The organism is Vibrio sp. D173a (assembly GCF_030248475.1).
In genome coordinates, this window is sequence record NZ_JAHGAH010000012.1 from 25,311 (window position 1) to 40,024 (window position 14,714).

The window sequence follows — 14,714 nt, forward strand, 5'->3', positions numbered from 1 at the left end:
TTAACACCCTCACTTGTCATGTTTGTACCAAATTTGTGCCAGTTTTCTATGAAAAGCGAATGGCAATTACATCAATTCGTGCATTTTTTCCAAAATTCTGAAACTTAACGCTTCTTTGGATTCTAATGCCAACGCCTGCTCGCCTTCTGGCCAGAATAAAGTGATGGCGTTGTCGTTACTGTTAAAACCTTGGCCTTCAACAGAAACATCGTTCGCACAAATCATATCGAGGTTTTTCTTTACCAGCTTACCGCGAGCATAGGTTTCTACGTCATTGGTCTCTGCTGCGAACCCAACTGTGAATGGACGTTGCTCTACCATATTGGCGACGGTCGCTACGATATCAGGATTCTTGACCATGTTGATGGTCATCTGATCGTTGTTTTCCGTCTTTTTCAACTTTTGAGACGCTACATTTTCTGGGCGGTAATCGGCTACGGCGGCGCAGCTAATGAAAGCATCGTGGTTAGGCGCGTGAGCCATTACTGCATCATGCATCTCTTGTGCACTTGCAACATTGATACGCTCAACACCCGCTGGCGTATTCAAGCTGACAGGCCCACTGACTAGCGTGACCTTCGCACCTAGTTGTGCTGCTGCATTTGCTAGTGCAAAGCCCATTTTTCCTGAACTGTGGTTAGAAATGTAACGTACTGGATCAATTGCTTCACGAGTTGGACCTGCGGTGATCAGTACCGATTTTCCTACCAGCAGCTTCGGTTGGAAGAACTGCTCACACATATGCACTAACTGCATTGGCTCTAGCATTCGACCAGGACCAACATCACCACACGCTTGCTCACCGGCCGCAGGGCCCCAAATGTGCATACCACGGCGTGCCAGTGTCGCGATGTTTTCTTGAGTTGCGACATTGCGGTACATCTGTTGATTCATTGCCGGAGATACCGCTACTGGTGAATCAGTCGCAAGCACTAACGTGGTGAGTAAATCATTACCCATGCCTGCCGACATACGTGCAATCAAATCTGCAGTTGCAGGAGCAAGAAGAACCAAATCTGCCCATTTTGCCAGTTCAATGTGACCCATCGACGCTTCTGCTGCTGGGTCTAACAAGCTGTCCGACACCGGACGCCCAGAGACTGCCTGCATGGTTAAGGGAGTAATGAACTCCTTCGCCGCTTTGGTCATCACTACTTGAACTTGCGCGCCTCTTTCTATTAGGCGACGGGTTAGTTCCGCACATTTATACGCGGCAATACCGCCACTGATGCCGAGTAGAATTTTCTTTCCTGCTAGTGTTTGCATGTGAGATCTCCAATTTTTCTGGCGACGAGTTTAGCACAACTGAATCTCTCATCGCCTAAGCAAATCTGATGAGAAGCTAATCCATATCAAACTACAGAATATTAATCTTTTCAGACAAAACTGGAGCGGGCAGTATTGCGTGCAATACAGCCAGTCTGTATAGAGAGTTGGTGGTTCAGTGTCGAGTAAGAAAGGTAGGAAGGCGTTGTAGCAGGTGGTTGTTGATAAATTGCATTATTACAGCAAATACAAAGATGGAACGAAAAAAGCGAAAGTCAGGTTCGACTTTCGCTTTTTATTTTGTGCAATAGGCGCTCACTTAAAGAGAGAACCGCCTAATGACACTGAAAACCTTGCCTAACGAGTCCATGCCAAGAGAGAAATTGCTGCAACGCGGTCCGCAAGCGCTATCGGATGCGGAGTTACTTGCAATTTTCCTACGTACAGGCACGCAAGGCATGAACGTAATAGAGCTTTCTGACTTTCTTATTCAAGACTTTGGATCACTGCGCCAGCTGTTCTCTGCCTCAGAGAAAGATTTTTGCCAGCATAAAGGGTTAGGGCAAGCGAAATACGTGCAGTTACAAGCTGTTTTGGAAATGACGCAACGCTATTTAGCTGAGACATTAAAACGTGGTGACGCGTTAACCAGCCCTGAACAAACCAAACTTTATCTTTCCTCTATATTAAGAGACCGTCAAAGAGAGGCTTTTTACATTCTTTTCTTAGATAACCAACATCGGGTGATAAAAGATGAGATTTTATTCGAAGGTACACTCGATGCTGCATCGGTTTATCCGAGAGAAGTCGTCAAACGCGCCTTGCACCACAACGCCGCTGCATTGATTTTGGCTCACAACCACCCGTCAGGTGTGGCGGAACCTAGCCAAGCAGATAGAAGGATTACCAGGCGTTTAATCGACGCTTTAGCGCTGGTGGATATTCGAATTTTGGACCATTTCGTTATCGGAGATGGGGAAAGCGTCTCTTTTGCCGAAAGAGGTTGGATATAACTGTGCGTTTTTTAGGTTGTTAGTTGCTAAAAATCTGCTATCATCCTCGCCACTAAATTTTTAACTGAATTCAGCTTGGACTGCTAGAAAAAACCTGCTGTCTAAAAAAAGATCACGAAAACCTGTAAAAAGGATCTGTTCGGGTCTTGAGCAATGCATATCAAGTTAGTATAATGCGCGACCTTTGATAGCCTTGTATGGATTTTCCATAGCGGTTCTTAACCTCTAACTTCTTTCCAAGAAATAGAGAGGTTCGGCCACCAAGGTTGATATCGAGCTGAAACGATTTTGGAGAAGACATTCATGTCACGAGTATGCCAAGTAACTGGTAAGCGTCCAGTAACGGGTAACAACCGTTCACACGCACGAAATGCTACTAAGCGTCGTTTTCTGCCGAACCTACAAACTCATCGTTTCTGGGTAGAGAGCGAAAAACGTTTTGTTAAACTACGCCTATCTGCAAAAGGTATGCGTATCATCGACAAGAAGGGTATTGATACTGTTCTTGCTGATATGCGTGCACGTGGCGAAAACGTTTAAGAGGAAATAGGCAATGGCAAAGAAAGGCGTTCGTGAGAAAATCCGTCTAGTATCTTCAGCAGGTACAGGCCACTTCTACACAACTGATAAGAACAAGCGTAACATGCCAGGCAAATTTGAGATCAAGAAGTTTGATCCAGTTGTACGCCAGCACGTTATGTACAAAGAAGCTAAAATCAAATAATTGGTTTTATCTCTTTGATGATTTGAAAAACCCAGCTTTCGAGTTGGGTTTTTTATTACCTAAAATTCCTCCATCTCTCCTTCATTTCCATCCTCACCACGTTTGCATACAGATGTTCTAGTCAAGATTGATGAGCTTTGATAGTTTGTCTCTAACTACTTGAGATTAGGAACCACTATGCGTGTAAGTCCGGCTCGTCGCCGTCGTTGGAATAACATTCTTATCCTAGGCATCATCGTATTTATGCTGATCCTCAATGCACCAACATGGATCAAATCTTACCTTATTGAAGAAGCAGCGGATCCTTATCCAAACTTGCTGCGCTCTGATCATGACGTCAGTGCTATCTACTATGCCGGTTGGGAATTAGATAAGCAGAATGGCCAATGGCAATCGAACATTAAAGCGAATATTCCCGTACAAGAGCTTGTGACTCGTTGGCAGTCATTGGAAGGTACTGAGCTGACACTAGAGCAATACGAGCAGTTGAAGCCGAGCTTATCATCACCGGAAAGCATCGAAATTTGGTATCAAGGGCTCGAGGAGCCACAGCGAGTGACGTTCTATCGTCTTGACGATTTCTGGTTGTTTAAAAACTGGCAAGGAAAATGGATTGCGATTTCTGTTGATGGCAATTACATCATGCCCAAGTAACGTTATTGGCAATAACCCTTTGCATCACCAGTATTTGTCTTAACTTTTTTCGATTATGCTAGCCATCCAGTATCAAAGTTCTTAGCGCTGTAAGGAGAATCAAATGCCTGAATTACCTGAAGTTGAAGTAAGCCGAATGGGCATCAGCCCACATATGATTGGCCAAACGATCAAGGCATTTGTATTTAGAACCCCGAAACTGCGTTGGGATATCCCGCAAGAGCTTAAAAAGCTGGAAGGGCAGGTGATTCGGAATATCAGTCGCCGCGCTAAGTATCTGTTGATAGAAACGGACGAAGGAACTGCGATTGTTCACTTAGGTATGTCGGGTTCACTGCGTGTGTTAGATGCTGATTTTCCTCCAGCAAAGCACGATCATGTGGATCTCAAACTAACTAATGGAAAGATACTGCGTTACAACGATCCACGTCGTTTTGGCGCATGGCTGTGGAGTGCGCCCAATGAGCCACATGCAGTTTTAGGTCATATGGGACCAGAGCCATTAACTGAAGAGTTCAACGCGGACTACGTAGCAGAGAAAGCCAAAGGTAAGCGCGTTGCGATTAAGCAGTTCATCATGGACAACAAAATCGTTGTTGGAGTCGGAAATATCTACGCCAACGAATCATTGTTTAAATCACGTATTCATCCCACTCGCCCTGCAGGTAAGCTAACCAAGAAAGAGTGGCAATTGCTGGTGGAGAACATTAAAGCCACGCTAGAGATCGCTATACAGCAAGGCGGAACCACACTGAAAGATTTCGCCCAAGCTGATGGCAAGCCAGGTTACTTCGCACAAGAGCTGTTAGTTTACGGAAAAGCCGGAGAGCCATGCCCAGAATGCGGCGAAGCTCTCCAAGAGCAAAAGATAGGCCAACGTAATACCTTCTTTTGCGGAGTATGTCAGAAGTAGGGCTTAAGAAGAGAGCCAAGGTTACATTTGTCCTGATTTCTCGAAGTATTTTTTCGCGACCAATAATGAAATTAAACGCTCGCGTTTTTGATCGCGGAACTGATCGACCCATGCGTGAGCATTTTTGATGATGCTTTCCGCTTCTTCTGGATGCGCGATGTAGTATTCCATTTTCTCAATTAAATCAGAGTAGTCATCCGCAACTTCAACATAGTGAATGCCCGCTTTGAGGCGACCCTCCATAAACCAAGTTTCGCAAGTTGGCTTCGACATGAGCACTAGTGAATTTGAGGACATTGCCCATTTAAGGTTGGTGGCAACGTCATTTCCTTCAATGGCCAAAAGGAACTTGTAAGTAAGTTGCTCTTCTATTGACATAAACTCTTTCTCCCATGGATTTCCATCTAAAGGTCGAGTCTGGCCAATATTGCACATTGGATGATCATGAAATTTCTGTAACACAACCTGTCTATGTGGTTGGAATCCTACACCACGCCAAGCCACCATATTTTTCTTTGCTTCAAATGACAATTTATCGCGAACAAAGTAAAAGTGTCGAATTGCATTTAATTTTAATATTACTGAGTTGCCATTATCGTCGCTAATGGGGCGACTTTTCACAAATGTCGGCTCATCTGGGACGTGTCGAACATCACCGTTGAGGTAATGAAAAGCGAAGTTTGACGGAAAGCCTTTAATGACTTTGAGTAAATCGAAGTAATATGTTGTCCCACTAGTTTTCTTAAAACTACCGACTTTAGTTCCTTTATTGCCTACTTCAAATTGCTCTATGATCTTGTTGTAATATTTGACTCTAGCTTGAATGTCACTTTGCTCATTCTCGTCGTATGCCTTTAGCTTTCTTTTGGCATACAGTCGAAAAAGCGAGGCGGGAATGAGCGATATTAATGAGTTGCTGGAATAGTATTTGAGTTTAGTGAAGCTCATTTGGCTACCTTTGTTTTGATAGCTGTATAAACACATTTTGGCACAAACTGCTCGACATCACCGCCATGGATTGCTACTTCACGGACGATGGTAGAAGAGAGAAAAGCATACTCTTCTGCTGGCGTCAGGAACACGCTCTCAACACCTGGTAACAGTTTGCGATACATGCTCGTTAGGCCAAATTCGTATTCAAAGTCGACAGTTGTTCTAAGGCCGCGCACCAGTACATTTGCTTCTTGCTCACGAGCAAAATCAACCAGTAAGCCACTAAAACCAGCGGTTGATACATTGCTTAAGTGCGCTGTTGATTCTTCAACAAGTTTTACTCGTTCTTCTAGGCTAAACAGTGTTTTTTTCGAAGGACTTGCTGCGACACCGATAATAATTTGATCAAACATGTTTGCGGCACGCGTAATGATATCTAGGTGACCGTTAGTGATTGGGTCAAACGTTCCTGGGTAAATGACTTTTTTCATCGTAAAACTTTCTCGTAAACATCTACGTATTGGTTAGCAGTGTAGTTGATATCAAATAACTTCAGTTTCTCTTGCCCATTGGCGATGAATTCTTGTTGAAGCTTTTCATCTTGAGCGATCTTCATTATTGCATTCGCCAACTCTTGTGCATTACCTGGTTCAACAAGTAAGCCGTTCGAATTGTGGTCGATAATGTCAGGGATACCACCTGCATTAGTACCTATAACAGGTAAACCAGAGCCCATACCTTCCAAAATGACAGAGCCCAGCCCCTCTGTGTAAGAAGGATGAACTTGCAAATTTGCCGCGGCAAACCAATCGCCCATATTGCTTTGTTTTCCCTCGAAACTGATGTTAGTTAGGCCTTTTGCTTGTGACTCAAGTGTCTGTCTCTCTGAACCATCACCTAGTAAACAAAAATGCACAAAGGGTGCGGACTTTTCTAATAGCCTTGCCGCATCGACAGTGATATTGAAGCCTTTATGTTTCAGCATGTTTGCTCCATGTATCACTATAAATTTACCTGAGAAGCGGTCTTTAATCGCTTGTACAGTCTCAGCGTTAGCAGGGTATCTCACCGGTGAACTTGGGATCTTGTAGGTTACTGAAGTTGGGTAAGCGTCTTTCACTCTCTGAACTATTTCAGTACTTAAACCAACCACAGCGGAGGCTTTCGAATAGGCTAAGTTTGCCAACCATTTCTTTTTCAATGCGTTGTCGATTCGGCGAGTGACAATATATGGTTTGCCGTAGAGCATATGTTGGATCAGAGCCCAATAAATAGCACGTCCTTCATGCACATGGATCAGAGCACAATCCTTAGTGATAGATTTTGAGTGTGCTTTGGTAAAGTGGTTCGCTAATACCGCTTTAACGCCTAACGCTTTTACCGCATCGGCGAAAGGGCTTTTAGGGTTTGCAACAACTGTCAGTTGATAGCCGAGCTTCACTTGCTGCTTAATGAGTTGCAGCGTCTGATTCTCGCCACCATGGTATCCAGAAGCTAAGTTAACGTGGCAAATGTTCATGTTATTGCTCTTTATTATGTTTTTTGACGTAATCACGCAGCCACAGGTCTGCATAGCGAGTAAAGGTTGTATTTGCACTTAGTATGGCGAGTAAAAAACCATGTCGACCATCTAAGAAGCCACGTTTAATAATATACATTTTGAAGAAACGGAAGAAACCATGGGTAAATGCACTAAAAAGTGAGGCTGACTTTTTACCTTCACGCTGGTCTGCCCAAGATTGAATGTACAGTTGGGTTTTTCGCGTGTACTCACCAAGCTTTTCATAAGTAAAATGCTTCAAACGACCATTTAATGAAACAACTTTAAAGCCATCGGGAATAACAACGCTTTCATGAACGAGCGCGTCGTTATATTTCGTTTCTGATGTCTTGTATAAACGTACCACCCAATCAGGTGACCAGCCTGAGTAACGAATCTCTTTTGCAAAGGCTGTCGTCAGTCGGTTCACACGATAAATGTTTTTATCGCAGTGTTGGCTGATTGCGTTGAGTATGTCTTCGCGTAATTCACCGGTAACACGCTCATCGGCATCCAACCAAAGCACAAAATCCGATTCCACATAGTCTTGGGCAAGCTGGCGTTGCTTGCCAAACCCAGGCCATTCTAAATTGGTATAAAACTTATCAGTATACTGCCTAGCGATCTCTTCAGTGGTGTCAGTACTACCTGAATCTAGAAGAACAATCTCATCGACCCAATCTTTTACTGTGTCTAGACAAGCTTTTAGATGCTTCTCTTCATTTTTAACGATCAACGCGACGGCTAAGGTAGGTTTAGACAAGGTAGTTTCCTTCTTAAACAATCTTCTACAGGTATAATTTACTGATATTGTGGATACAAATCTTCTACGACTTGGTCCAACATAGCGACGACACGATCGCTTGTAATGCGGTTCATTGCGGCTTCATCCTTTGCTCGGGTTCGCCAACTTAATTCTTGGCTAGACTTTCCTGTTTCTGCAAGAATCACTTCTTCATATACAGATACGGCATACTTTAAATAGCGATAAGGGCCCACTCGAATAGGATTGTGATGGGCATATAAACCAATAATCGGTGTGTTCATTGCACTAGCCATGTGAGCTGGGCCAGTATCTGGTGCTATCACCATCTCCACCTTATCGATTAAAGCTAGCATTTGTAGGATGGAGCTTTCTCCTACTAAGTTTAAACAAGGTTCACGTAACAAAGCTTGAATCTCATTTGCTAGGTCAACTTCGACCTTTGCAGGACTGCCCGCTAGTATGACATTCCAGCCTTTCTCTCGCGCATGATTAATGACATCCACATAACCCTTCGCGTTCCAGTTCTTGTAGGCTTTACTTGCTCCGGGAACCAATAACAAGTTTGGTTGCACCGTACCTAGTTTTGCCTTAGCCCAAGTACTATCCTCTTCTGAGTAAGATAAAGACCAAGATAGTTCCGATTGAGGTACTCCAATCTGATTGGCAAACGCCATTAAACCATCCGCAACATGCAAAGAGCTTGGTGAAGGAACTTTGACATTGGTGAACAAAGTTTGAAAATCTTGGCTGCGGTCAGAAGAGAACCCAAGTTTGTATTTCGCTTTGATACCCAACGTCGCCACGCTCGCTCGAATGGCATATTGCATATGAAGCAAAGCATCAAACTCGCGTCCTTTGAGTTGCTTCCACAGTGATTTGTAGCCATCAAGTCCTGCTTTTTTATCAAAAGCAATCACCTCAACGTCATCTATCGCTTGCAGCAATTGAGCTTCAAGTTTGCCAGTAATCCAAGTGATATGGGTCTCAGGCCATTGTTTTTGAATCGCTTGAACCGTCGCGATAGTATTGCAAACGTCACCAATTGCAGATAAACGCAATATACAGAGTGAAGAAGGGGCAGAAGTGAACATAGTTATTGTCTGATCAGATAAATAGATGCAGGTAAATTATGCAGACATCCCCAATAAATGTAAAATACACCGCTTCTATACTGAGCACTGACGAGTCTTCGCAATGTCAAATTGCCAACAACATCAATCTCCAAATTCGGGTAAACCTGGAAACACTGGTTTAAAGCGCATCATCAAAGCGACGGGATACTCTGCGAAAGGCTTAAGGGCGGCGTTTAAACATGAAGCGGCGATTAGACAAGAGCTTGTGATGCTAGCCATTGCCATCGTTTTGGTCTGTGTTTTTGACTTGAGTGTCATAGAACGCATTTTGATGCTTGGTGTCGTCGTTCTTGTTCTGATTGCTGAGTTGATCAATTCCGCGATAGAGGCGGTAGTGGATCGCGTGGGTGTCGAGCATCATGAATTGAGTGGGCGAGCAAAAGATATCGGCTCAGCGGCGGTTATGGTGGCATTAGCGTTCGCTGGATTCACATGGCTGTATATCTTGCTTAGTCTGTATCTCTAAATCACTTTATCTGTGAGTATCAAAGATATGATTCAAACTTCACAACAAGGTAATTGCACGATTTGGTTTGATGATGAAATCATTTCAGACCCAACATTGCCATTGTTTGATGCCGGCTATTGGCAAGAACAAGGTAAAATCTTGGGCAGCGCTTCTGGTCGGGGAACAACCTGGTTTGTTCAACTCGACTCTATGCAAGCAGCCCTTCGACATTATCGCCGAGGTGGTCTATTCGGCAAACTTGTGAAAGACCAATACTGGTTTTCTGGTTGGGAACAAACTCGTAGTGCTCAGGAGTTAAATCTTTTGCAGATTTTGATAGATGCCGGCGTTAATGTTCCTCGCCCGATTGCCGCGCGAGCAGTTAAAACAGGTTTGACTTACCAAGCGGATCTTCTCAGCGAAAGAATTCCAAATGCCAGAGACTTGGTCAGTATTTTGCAAGAAAAACCATTATCGGAAGTGATGTACCAGAAGATTGGGCAAGAAATTGCCAAGATGCATAAAGTTAATGTGAACCACACCGACTTGAACATTCATAACATCTTAATTGATGACCAAGACAAGGTCTGGATTATCGACTTTGATAAGTGCTTTTCATCTACAGATACTAAGGTTTCTAAAGAGAACTTAGAGCGACTATTGCGCTCATTTAATAAAGAAAAAGGTAAATGCGCGATTGCGTGGAGCCTCCAAGATTTTGACTGTTTGCTAAGCGGTTACCACCAAAGTAATAAAGGATAGAGAATGCGTACGTTTGTGATTAGTTTGGAAAGCGCAGTTGAGCGCCGCGCGCATATCGAAGCTCAATTTGCTGGTGTAGAGCAAGACTTTGAGTTTTTTGATGCAATAGATGGACGTAAAGGCGAGCATCCTCTGTTTAGCAAGTACAACGTTGAGAAAAGACTTAGAGTGAAAGGCTATGGAATGACACCAGGTGAATTGGGGTGCTTCGCCAGTCACTATTTGCTTTGGGAAAAGTGCCTAGAGTTAAATGAGCCGATTGTTGTCATTGAGGATGATGCTCAACTAGAAGAATGTTTTGATGATTCGATGAAAAACATCAACGAGCTCCAACCATATGGTTATGTTCGTTTATTTGTTAATGGACGCAAACGGCCATTCGTCAAAATTGGTTCATATAAATCTCATGATGTCGTCGAGTATTTACGAGGCCCAGGCGCAACTCGATCTTACTTCGTCACTCCAATGGCTGCAAAAAAGTTCATTGAATCTGCTCAAGAATGGCTACTGCCTGTTGATGATTACATGGACCAGTTTTGGTCAAATGAAGTTGCATGCCGAGGCATAATGCCAGGTATCGTTAAGAATGAAACAGATTTTGATTCTAGTGTCGGTAAGCTCGAGAAGAGTAATAAAATGAATCGACTTACGCGGGAGTTGTATTCTATTCAGTGTGCTCTTTGGCGTAAGTGGCATTTATTTCGCAACCCACCGAAGAAGGTCAAATAGGATGCTTAAACTATTGATAAAATGGCTTTCTACGTCTGAACCCTCAAAAAAGTTTCGTGCCGAATTAGATCTAATGTTTTGGGGGACGCAACACTCTCGTTTTATACGCAAGCGTTTTCAAAGACGTATTTTTTATGTTTACAACTGTGATGTTAGCCATTTAGCCGACATTCATCCAACAGTATTGTTTCCTCACCCTTGTGGAATTGTGATCGGTTCGCAAGCAAAAGTGGAAAAAGGATGTCGAATTTATCAACAAGTCACGATTGGCAGCAACTTTGACTCCGATAACTCGATGGCTCACGTATCAGAAAACACTTACATTGGCAGTGGGGCAAAGATCATTGGCGGGATTTCAATTGGTAAGAATTGTTACGTTGGAGCAAATGCGGTCATCACAAAAAACGTGGCTGATAACAGCTCGATAGTGGGCAATAATAAAAGTATTACGGCTAGAAAGCCTCAAATAGAGAAAGAATAGCAATGATTTCAATATTAAACCTGATTGGCCGCACAGAGGCTTTGTTTGATCAAGACATTCAGCATCATGAATCTGAACTGTCACGTATTGTTTCTGCGTCAAGTTTCCTTGTTCTGGGCGGCGCTGGCTCAATCGGACAAGCCGTAACTAAAGAGATTTTTAAACGTAACCCTAAGAAGCTACACGTTGTCGATATTAGTGAAAACAATATGGTAGAGCTTGTCCGAGATATCCGTAGCTCATTTGGTTATATTGATGGTGACTTCCAAACATTTGCTTTGGACATTGGTTCTCTAGAGTACGACGCATTCATTAAAGCCGATGGTAAGTTCGATTATGTATTGAACCTATCTGCGCTTAAGCATGTTAGAAGTGAAAAAGATCCTTATACACTGATGCGCATGATCGACGTGAATGTTTTTAATACCGACAAAACGATCCAGCAGTCTATTGATGCTGGCGCGAAAAAGTATTTCTGTGTTTCAACAGATAAAGCTGCAAATCCAGTCAATATGATGGGAGCATCCAAACGTATTATGGAAATGTTCCTGATGCGTAAAAGCGAGCAAATGGCAATCTCAACTGCTCGATTTGCAAATGTGGCATTCTCTGATGGCTCGCTACTTCACGGATTTAACCAACGTATCCAAAAGCGCCAACCTATCGTGGCCCCAAACGACATCAAGCGTTACTTTGTTACCCCTCAAGAGTCGGGAGAACTATGTTTAATGTCTTGTATCTTTGGCGAAAACCGTGACATTTTCTTCCCGAAACTGAGTGAAGCTCTACATCTTATTTCGTTTGCAGATATCGCGGTGAAATACCTAGAGCAACTTGGTTTTGAACCTCACCTATGTGAAACAGAAGAAGAAGCTCGTCAACTTGCACATACACTTCCAGAGCAGGGCAAGTGGCCATGTTTGTTTACTGCAAGTGATACAACGGGTGAAAAAGACTTCGAAGAGTTTTTTACAGATAAAGAAGAGCTGGATATGTCTCGATTCGAAAATCTGGGCATTATCAAAAATGAACCTCTTTATGAGCAAGAGCTTCTTACTTTGTTTGAAAACAGCATCTCTGAGATGAAAGATGAGCGAGCTTGGACCAAAGAGCAGATTGTGAAACTGTTCTTTACCATGATTCCTGATTTTGGGCACAAAGAAACAGGTAAATACCTCGATAGCAAGATGTAAGTGGAGCATTCAATGAAAGCGACATCTATTGTTGAATTTGTGAGAGATACTTACAAAACAGACGAATTTATTCCCTTACATGCACCGACTTTCGATGGCAACGAAAAAGCGTACGTAATGGAAACGATTGAAAGTACATTTGTTTCTAGCGTCGGTAAGTTTGTTGATGATTTTGAGAGAAAAATTGAAACTTACACTGGTGCGGCTAAAGCTGTAGCGACAGTGAATGGTACAGCAGCATTGCATGCTGCATTGTACATGGCTGATGTTCAAAGAGGCGACTTGGTCGTCACGCAAGCTTTGACTTTTGTTGCAACCTGCAATGCTCTTTATCATATGGGGGCTGAGCCTATTTTTCTGGATGTATCTCCAGTGAGTTTAGGGTTGTGCCCTAAGGCTGTGGATGCATTTTTAGAAGAGAATGCTGAAGTCACAGACGCGGGGTGTATCCATAAAAAAACAGGTAGAAGAATCAAAGCCGTTGTACCAATGCACACGTTTGGTCACCCTGTAGAGCTTGATGAATTGGTTGCCGTTTGCTTGAAATGGAACATCACGTTGGTTGAAGATGCCGCAGAAAGCCTAGGCTCGTTCTATAAGGGCAAACACACCGGTACTATTGGTGATTTTGGTGCTGTCAGCTTCAATGGCAACAAGATCATCACCACAGGCGGTGGTGGCATGGTGTTATGTAAGACTCAAGAATTAGGTGCGCGTACTAAGCATGTCACGACGACAGCAAAAGTTCCTCATCCGTATGAGTTCTTCCATGATGAACCTGGCTTTAACTACCGCATGCCTAACCTGAATGCTGCTCTGGGATGTGCACAGATGGAAGTTATCGAGCAGTATTTGAAGCAAAAAAGATTGCTTGCAGAACACTATAAAAACTTCTTCAAAGGTACAGATTTTAACTTTGTCATTGAGCCAGAGTATGCGAAGTCAAACTATTGGTTAAATGCAATCATTTGTCCGGATAAAGAAAGTCGCGAAGAGGTACTTAAAGGCACAAATGGTTCAGGTGTGATGACTCGACCGATTTGGCAGCTCATGCACAGATTACCTATGTTTGAGAATGCAATACGTGGTGACCTAACTTACTCAGAGTTTATTGAGGCGCACCTAATTAATTTGCCTAGTACTCCAATACTTCGAGCTAGATGATGACTGATATTACAATTAGAAATTTACCCTCAGATATCTATTACCAACGAGAATATTCCGCGTTGTATGAAGGTGAGTGTGAACACTTTGAATTCAAGTATGAAGAAGGTGATTCCAATGTGCAGTTTAGTGCTCTAAAACGCCGTATCAAAAATGTTTCAGGCAAAGAAATTGACGAAGAACTATATGATTTAGAGACTCCATATGGTTACGGTGGTCCAGTTTCGAACTCATTAGATGAGCAGTTTTTATGTCGTGCTTTTGGTGCCTACAGAGATTTCTGTAAAGAGCAAAACATAGTATGTGAATTTATCCGTTTTCATCCATTTAATTCTTTAGGGAATATGGCCTCGCTTTTCGAAATGAACTTACCAGAAAGGCAAGTGGTCATTGTTGATTTGGAAAAAAGCGCAGAGGAACGACGCAAGTTATATTCAAAAACGACAAGAAACATAATAAAAAAGGCTGAAAAAAAACTCACAATAGAGACGAGCTCAGTCGAGCTTTCCAGCTTTATGGAAATGTATTACGAAACGATGCAGAAAAACTCTGCAAGTGACTTTTTTTATTTCCAAGAAGATTATTTTAATGCTCTGAGCGCTCTGGAAGGAGTCGACTTACTCGCAACGAAGAAAGAGAGTACTTTCGCCTCTATCGGTTTTTTTATGTGCGGGAAAGAATTAGCTCACTATCATTTGTCGGCGAACAACCAAGCGTTAGCCAAAGAAAATGGTAACTACCTGCTACTTGATGCCGCCTTTGAACATGCCAAAAGTAAGGGTTGCCGTTATATGATGCTGGGTGGTGGTAGAACGTCTTCTCCTGATGACAGCCTGTTTAAGTTTAAGTCGAAGTTCTCACCACTTACGATGCCATTCTACATTGCGGGCTTAGACTTTCTTCCTGAAAAACGTCAAATGCTGAATCAAATGTGGGCTGAACAACATAAAGATGTAAGCCCTCCAAAACTATTTCAATTATACCGAGCTTAGAGG

General features: G+C 43.0%; 18 protein-coding genes. 12 read left to right on the forward strand and 6 right to left on the reverse strand.

Annotated elements, in window-relative coordinates:
- Positions 1–66 precede the first annotated feature (66 nt).
- Positions 67–1,266: a bifunctional phosphopantothenoylcysteine decarboxylase/phosphopantothenate--cysteine ligase CoaBC gene (gene coaBC, locus KIV40_RS02085; protein WP_285347848.1), complete on the reverse strand. Its 1,200-nt coding sequence runs from the start codon at positions 1,264–1,266 to the stop codon at positions 67–69.
- A gap of 338 nt (positions 1,267–1,604) precedes the next feature.
- Here coaBC and radC point away from each other — a divergent pair, with 338 nt between their 5' ends.
- The 5 genes from radC to mutM all read left to right on the forward strand — a co-directional run bounded on the left by radC (position 1,605) and on the right by mutM (position 4,570).
- Positions 1,605–2,279: a DNA repair protein RadC gene (gene radC / locus KIV40_RS02090; protein WP_285347850.1), complete on the forward strand. Its 675-nt coding sequence runs from the start codon at positions 1,605–1,607 to the stop codon at positions 2,277–2,279.
- A gap of 303 nt (positions 2,280–2,582) precedes the next feature.
- On the forward strand, positions 2,583–2,819 hold the full coding sequence (gene rpmB / locus KIV40_RS02095; RefSeq protein WP_005384783.1) for a 50S ribosomal protein L28: 237 nt from the start codon (positions 2,583–2,585) through the stop codon (positions 2,817–2,819).
- A 13-nt stretch (positions 2,820–2,832) separates the two neighbouring features.
- On the forward strand, positions 2,833–3,003 hold the full coding sequence (gene rpmG / locus KIV40_RS02100) for a 50S ribosomal protein L33 (RefSeq protein WP_004410866.1): 171 nt from the start codon (positions 2,833–2,835) through the stop codon (positions 3,001–3,003).
- A gap of 177 nt (positions 3,004–3,180) precedes the next feature.
- Positions 3,181–3,657: a hypothetical protein gene (locus KIV40_RS02105; RefSeq protein ID WP_285347851.1), complete on the forward strand. Its 477-nt coding sequence runs from the start codon at positions 3,181–3,183 to the stop codon at positions 3,655–3,657.
- A gap of 103 nt (positions 3,658–3,760) precedes the next feature.
- Positions 3,761–4,570, forward strand: a complete 810-nt coding sequence (mutM, locus tag KIV40_RS02110; RefSeq protein WP_285347852.1) for a bifunctional DNA-formamidopyrimidine glycosylase/DNA-(apurinic or apyrimidinic site) lyase — start codon at positions 3,761–3,763, stop codon at positions 4,568–4,570.
- A gap of 21 nt (positions 4,571–4,591) precedes the next feature.
- Here the strand turns inward: mutM and KIV40_RS02115 are convergent, their stop codons facing one another.
- The 5 genes from KIV40_RS02115 to KIV40_RS02135 are packed head-to-tail and all read right to left on the reverse strand — an operon-like array spanning position 4,592 to position 8,900.
- Positions 4,592–5,518: a glycosyl transferase family 90 gene (locus tag KIV40_RS02115; RefSeq protein ID WP_285347853.1), complete on the reverse strand. Its 927-nt coding sequence runs from the start codon at positions 5,516–5,518 to the stop codon at positions 4,592–4,594.
- Positions 5,515–5,994 carry a pantetheine-phosphate adenylyltransferase gene (gene coaD / locus KIV40_RS02120; RefSeq protein WP_012126816.1) on the reverse strand — a complete coding sequence of 160 codons (480 nt, stop codon included), beginning with the start codon at positions 5,992–5,994 and terminating at the stop codon, positions 5,515–5,517. Before coaD ends, KIV40_RS02115 begins: the two co-directional genes overlap by 4 nt.
- Positions 5,991–7,022, reverse strand: a complete 1,032-nt coding sequence (locus tag KIV40_RS02125) for a glycosyltransferase family 4 protein (RefSeq protein ID WP_285347855.1) — start codon at positions 7,020–7,022, stop codon at positions 5,991–5,993. The genes coaD and KIV40_RS02125 overlap by 4 nt, the downstream gene beginning before the upstream one ends.
- Before the next feature lies 1 nt (position 7,023).
- The gene (locus KIV40_RS02130) at positions 7,024–7,806 is read right to left on the reverse strand and encodes a glycosyltransferase family 2 protein (protein ID WP_285347856.1); all 783 of its coding nucleotides are present in this window, start codon (positions 7,804–7,806) and stop codon (positions 7,024–7,026) included.
- A gap of 38 nt (positions 7,807–7,844) precedes the next feature.
- Positions 7,845–8,900 (reverse strand): glycosyltransferase family 9 protein, encoded by a 1,056-nt coding sequence (locus tag KIV40_RS02135; protein WP_285347857.1) that lies wholly within the window; start codon positions 8,898–8,900, stop codon positions 7,845–7,847.
- A 103-nt stretch (positions 8,901–9,003) separates the two neighbouring features.
- On the opposite strand from KIV40_RS02135, the gene KIV40_RS02140 reads away from it, so the two are divergent.
- Genes KIV40_RS02140 through KIV40_RS02170 form a run of 7 tightly spaced genes read left to right on the forward strand, consistent with a single transcriptional unit; the run spans position 9,004 to position 14,711 of the window.
- The gene (locus KIV40_RS02140; RefSeq protein ID WP_012126820.1) at positions 9,004–9,408 is read left to right on the forward strand and encodes a diacylglycerol kinase; all 405 of its coding nucleotides are present in this window, start codon (positions 9,004–9,006) and stop codon (positions 9,406–9,408) included.
- Between the two features lie 27 nt (positions 9,409–9,435).
- Positions 9,436–10,152 carry a 3-deoxy-D-manno-octulosonic acid kinase gene (locus KIV40_RS02145; RefSeq protein WP_012126821.1) on the forward strand — a complete coding sequence of 239 codons (717 nt, stop codon included), beginning with the start codon at positions 9,436–9,438 and terminating at the stop codon, positions 10,150–10,152.
- 3 nt (positions 10,153–10,155) lie between these two features.
- On the forward strand, positions 10,156–10,881 hold the full coding sequence (locus tag KIV40_RS02150; protein WP_012126822.1) for a glycosyltransferase family 25 protein: 726 nt from the start codon (positions 10,156–10,158) through the stop codon (positions 10,879–10,881).
- Position 10,882: 1 nt separating this feature from the next.
- The gene (locus KIV40_RS02155; protein ID WP_012126823.1) at positions 10,883–11,362 is read left to right on the forward strand and encodes a serine acetyltransferase; all 480 of its coding nucleotides are present in this window, start codon (positions 10,883–10,885) and stop codon (positions 11,360–11,362) included.
- A 2-nt stretch (positions 11,363–11,364) separates the two neighbouring features.
- Positions 11,365–12,555: a UDP-N-acetylglucosamine 4,6-dehydratase gene (locus tag KIV40_RS02160; protein ID WP_012126824.1), complete on the forward strand. Its 1,191-nt coding sequence runs from the start codon at positions 11,365–11,367 to the stop codon at positions 12,553–12,555.
- Between the two features lie 12 nt (positions 12,556–12,567).
- Positions 12,568–13,719: a LegC family aminotransferase gene (locus tag KIV40_RS02165; protein ID WP_012126825.1), complete on the forward strand. Its 1,152-nt coding sequence runs from the start codon at positions 12,568–12,570 to the stop codon at positions 13,717–13,719.
- Positions 13,719–14,711 (forward strand): GNAT family N-acetyltransferase, encoded by a 993-nt coding sequence (locus tag KIV40_RS02170; RefSeq protein ID WP_285347886.1) that lies wholly within the window; start codon positions 13,719–13,721, stop codon positions 14,709–14,711. Before KIV40_RS02165 ends, KIV40_RS02170 begins: the two co-directional genes overlap by 1 nt.
- The last annotated feature ends 3 nt before the right edge of the window (positions 14,712–14,714 follow it).

Bases quoted from the DNA above. Each gene is read 5' to 3' on its own strand.
- coaBC (WP_285347848.1), bottom strand. From the start codon at position 1,266: ATGCAAACACTAGCAGGAAAGAAAATTCTACTCGGCATCAGTGGCGGT.
- rpmG (WP_004410866.1), top strand. From the start codon at position 2,833: ATGGCAAAGAAAGGCGTTCGTGAGAAAATCCGTCTAGTATCTTCAGCA.
- KIV40_RS02165 (WP_012126825.1), top strand. From the start codon at position 12,568: ATGAAAGCGACATCTATTGTTGAATTTGTGAGAGATACTTACAAAACA.
- coaD (WP_012126816.1), bottom strand. From the start codon at position 5,994: ATGAAAAAAGTCATTTACCCAGGAACGTTTGACCCAATCACTAACGGT.
- KIV40_RS02155 (WP_012126823.1), top strand. From the start codon at position 10,883: ATGCTTAAACTATTGATAAAATGGCTTTCTACGTCTGAACCCTCAAAA.
- rpmB (WP_005384783.1), top strand. From the start codon at position 2,583: ATGTCACGAGTATGCCAAGTAACTGGTAAGCGTCCAGTAACGGGTAAC.
- KIV40_RS02140 (WP_012126820.1), top strand. From the start codon at position 9,004: ATGTCAAATTGCCAACAACATCAATCTCCAAATTCGGGTAAACCTGGA.
- KIV40_RS02145 (WP_012126821.1), top strand. From the start codon at position 9,436: ATGATTCAAACTTCACAACAAGGTAATTGCACGATTTGGTTTGATGAT.
- KIV40_RS02160 (WP_012126824.1), top strand. From the start codon at position 11,365: ATGATTTCAATATTAAACCTGATTGGCCGCACAGAGGCTTTGTTTGAT.
- KIV40_RS02170 (WP_285347886.1), top strand. From the start codon at position 13,719: ATGACTGATATTACAATTAGAAATTTACCCTCAGATATCTATTACCAA.
- KIV40_RS02135 (WP_285347857.1), bottom strand. From the start codon at position 8,900: ATGTTCACTTCTGCCCCTTCTTCACTCTGTATATTGCGTTTATCTGCA.
- mutM (WP_285347852.1), top strand. From the start codon at position 3,761: ATGCCTGAATTACCTGAAGTTGAAGTAAGCCGAATGGGCATCAGCCCA.
- radC (WP_285347850.1), top strand. From the start codon at position 1,605: ATGACACTGAAAACCTTGCCTAACGAGTCCATGCCAAGAGAGAAATTG.
- KIV40_RS02105 (WP_285347851.1), top strand. From the start codon at position 3,181: ATGCGTGTAAGTCCGGCTCGTCGCCGTCGTTGGAATAACATTCTTATC.
- KIV40_RS02115 (WP_285347853.1), bottom strand. From the start codon at position 5,518: ATGAGCTTCACTAAACTCAAATACTATTCCAGCAACTCATTAATATCG.
- KIV40_RS02150 (WP_012126822.1), top strand. From the start codon at position 10,156: ATGCGTACGTTTGTGATTAGTTTGGAAAGCGCAGTTGAGCGCCGCGCG.
- KIV40_RS02125 (WP_285347855.1), bottom strand. From the start codon at position 7,022: ATGAACATTTGCCACGTTAACTTAGCTTCTGGATACCATGGTGGCGAG.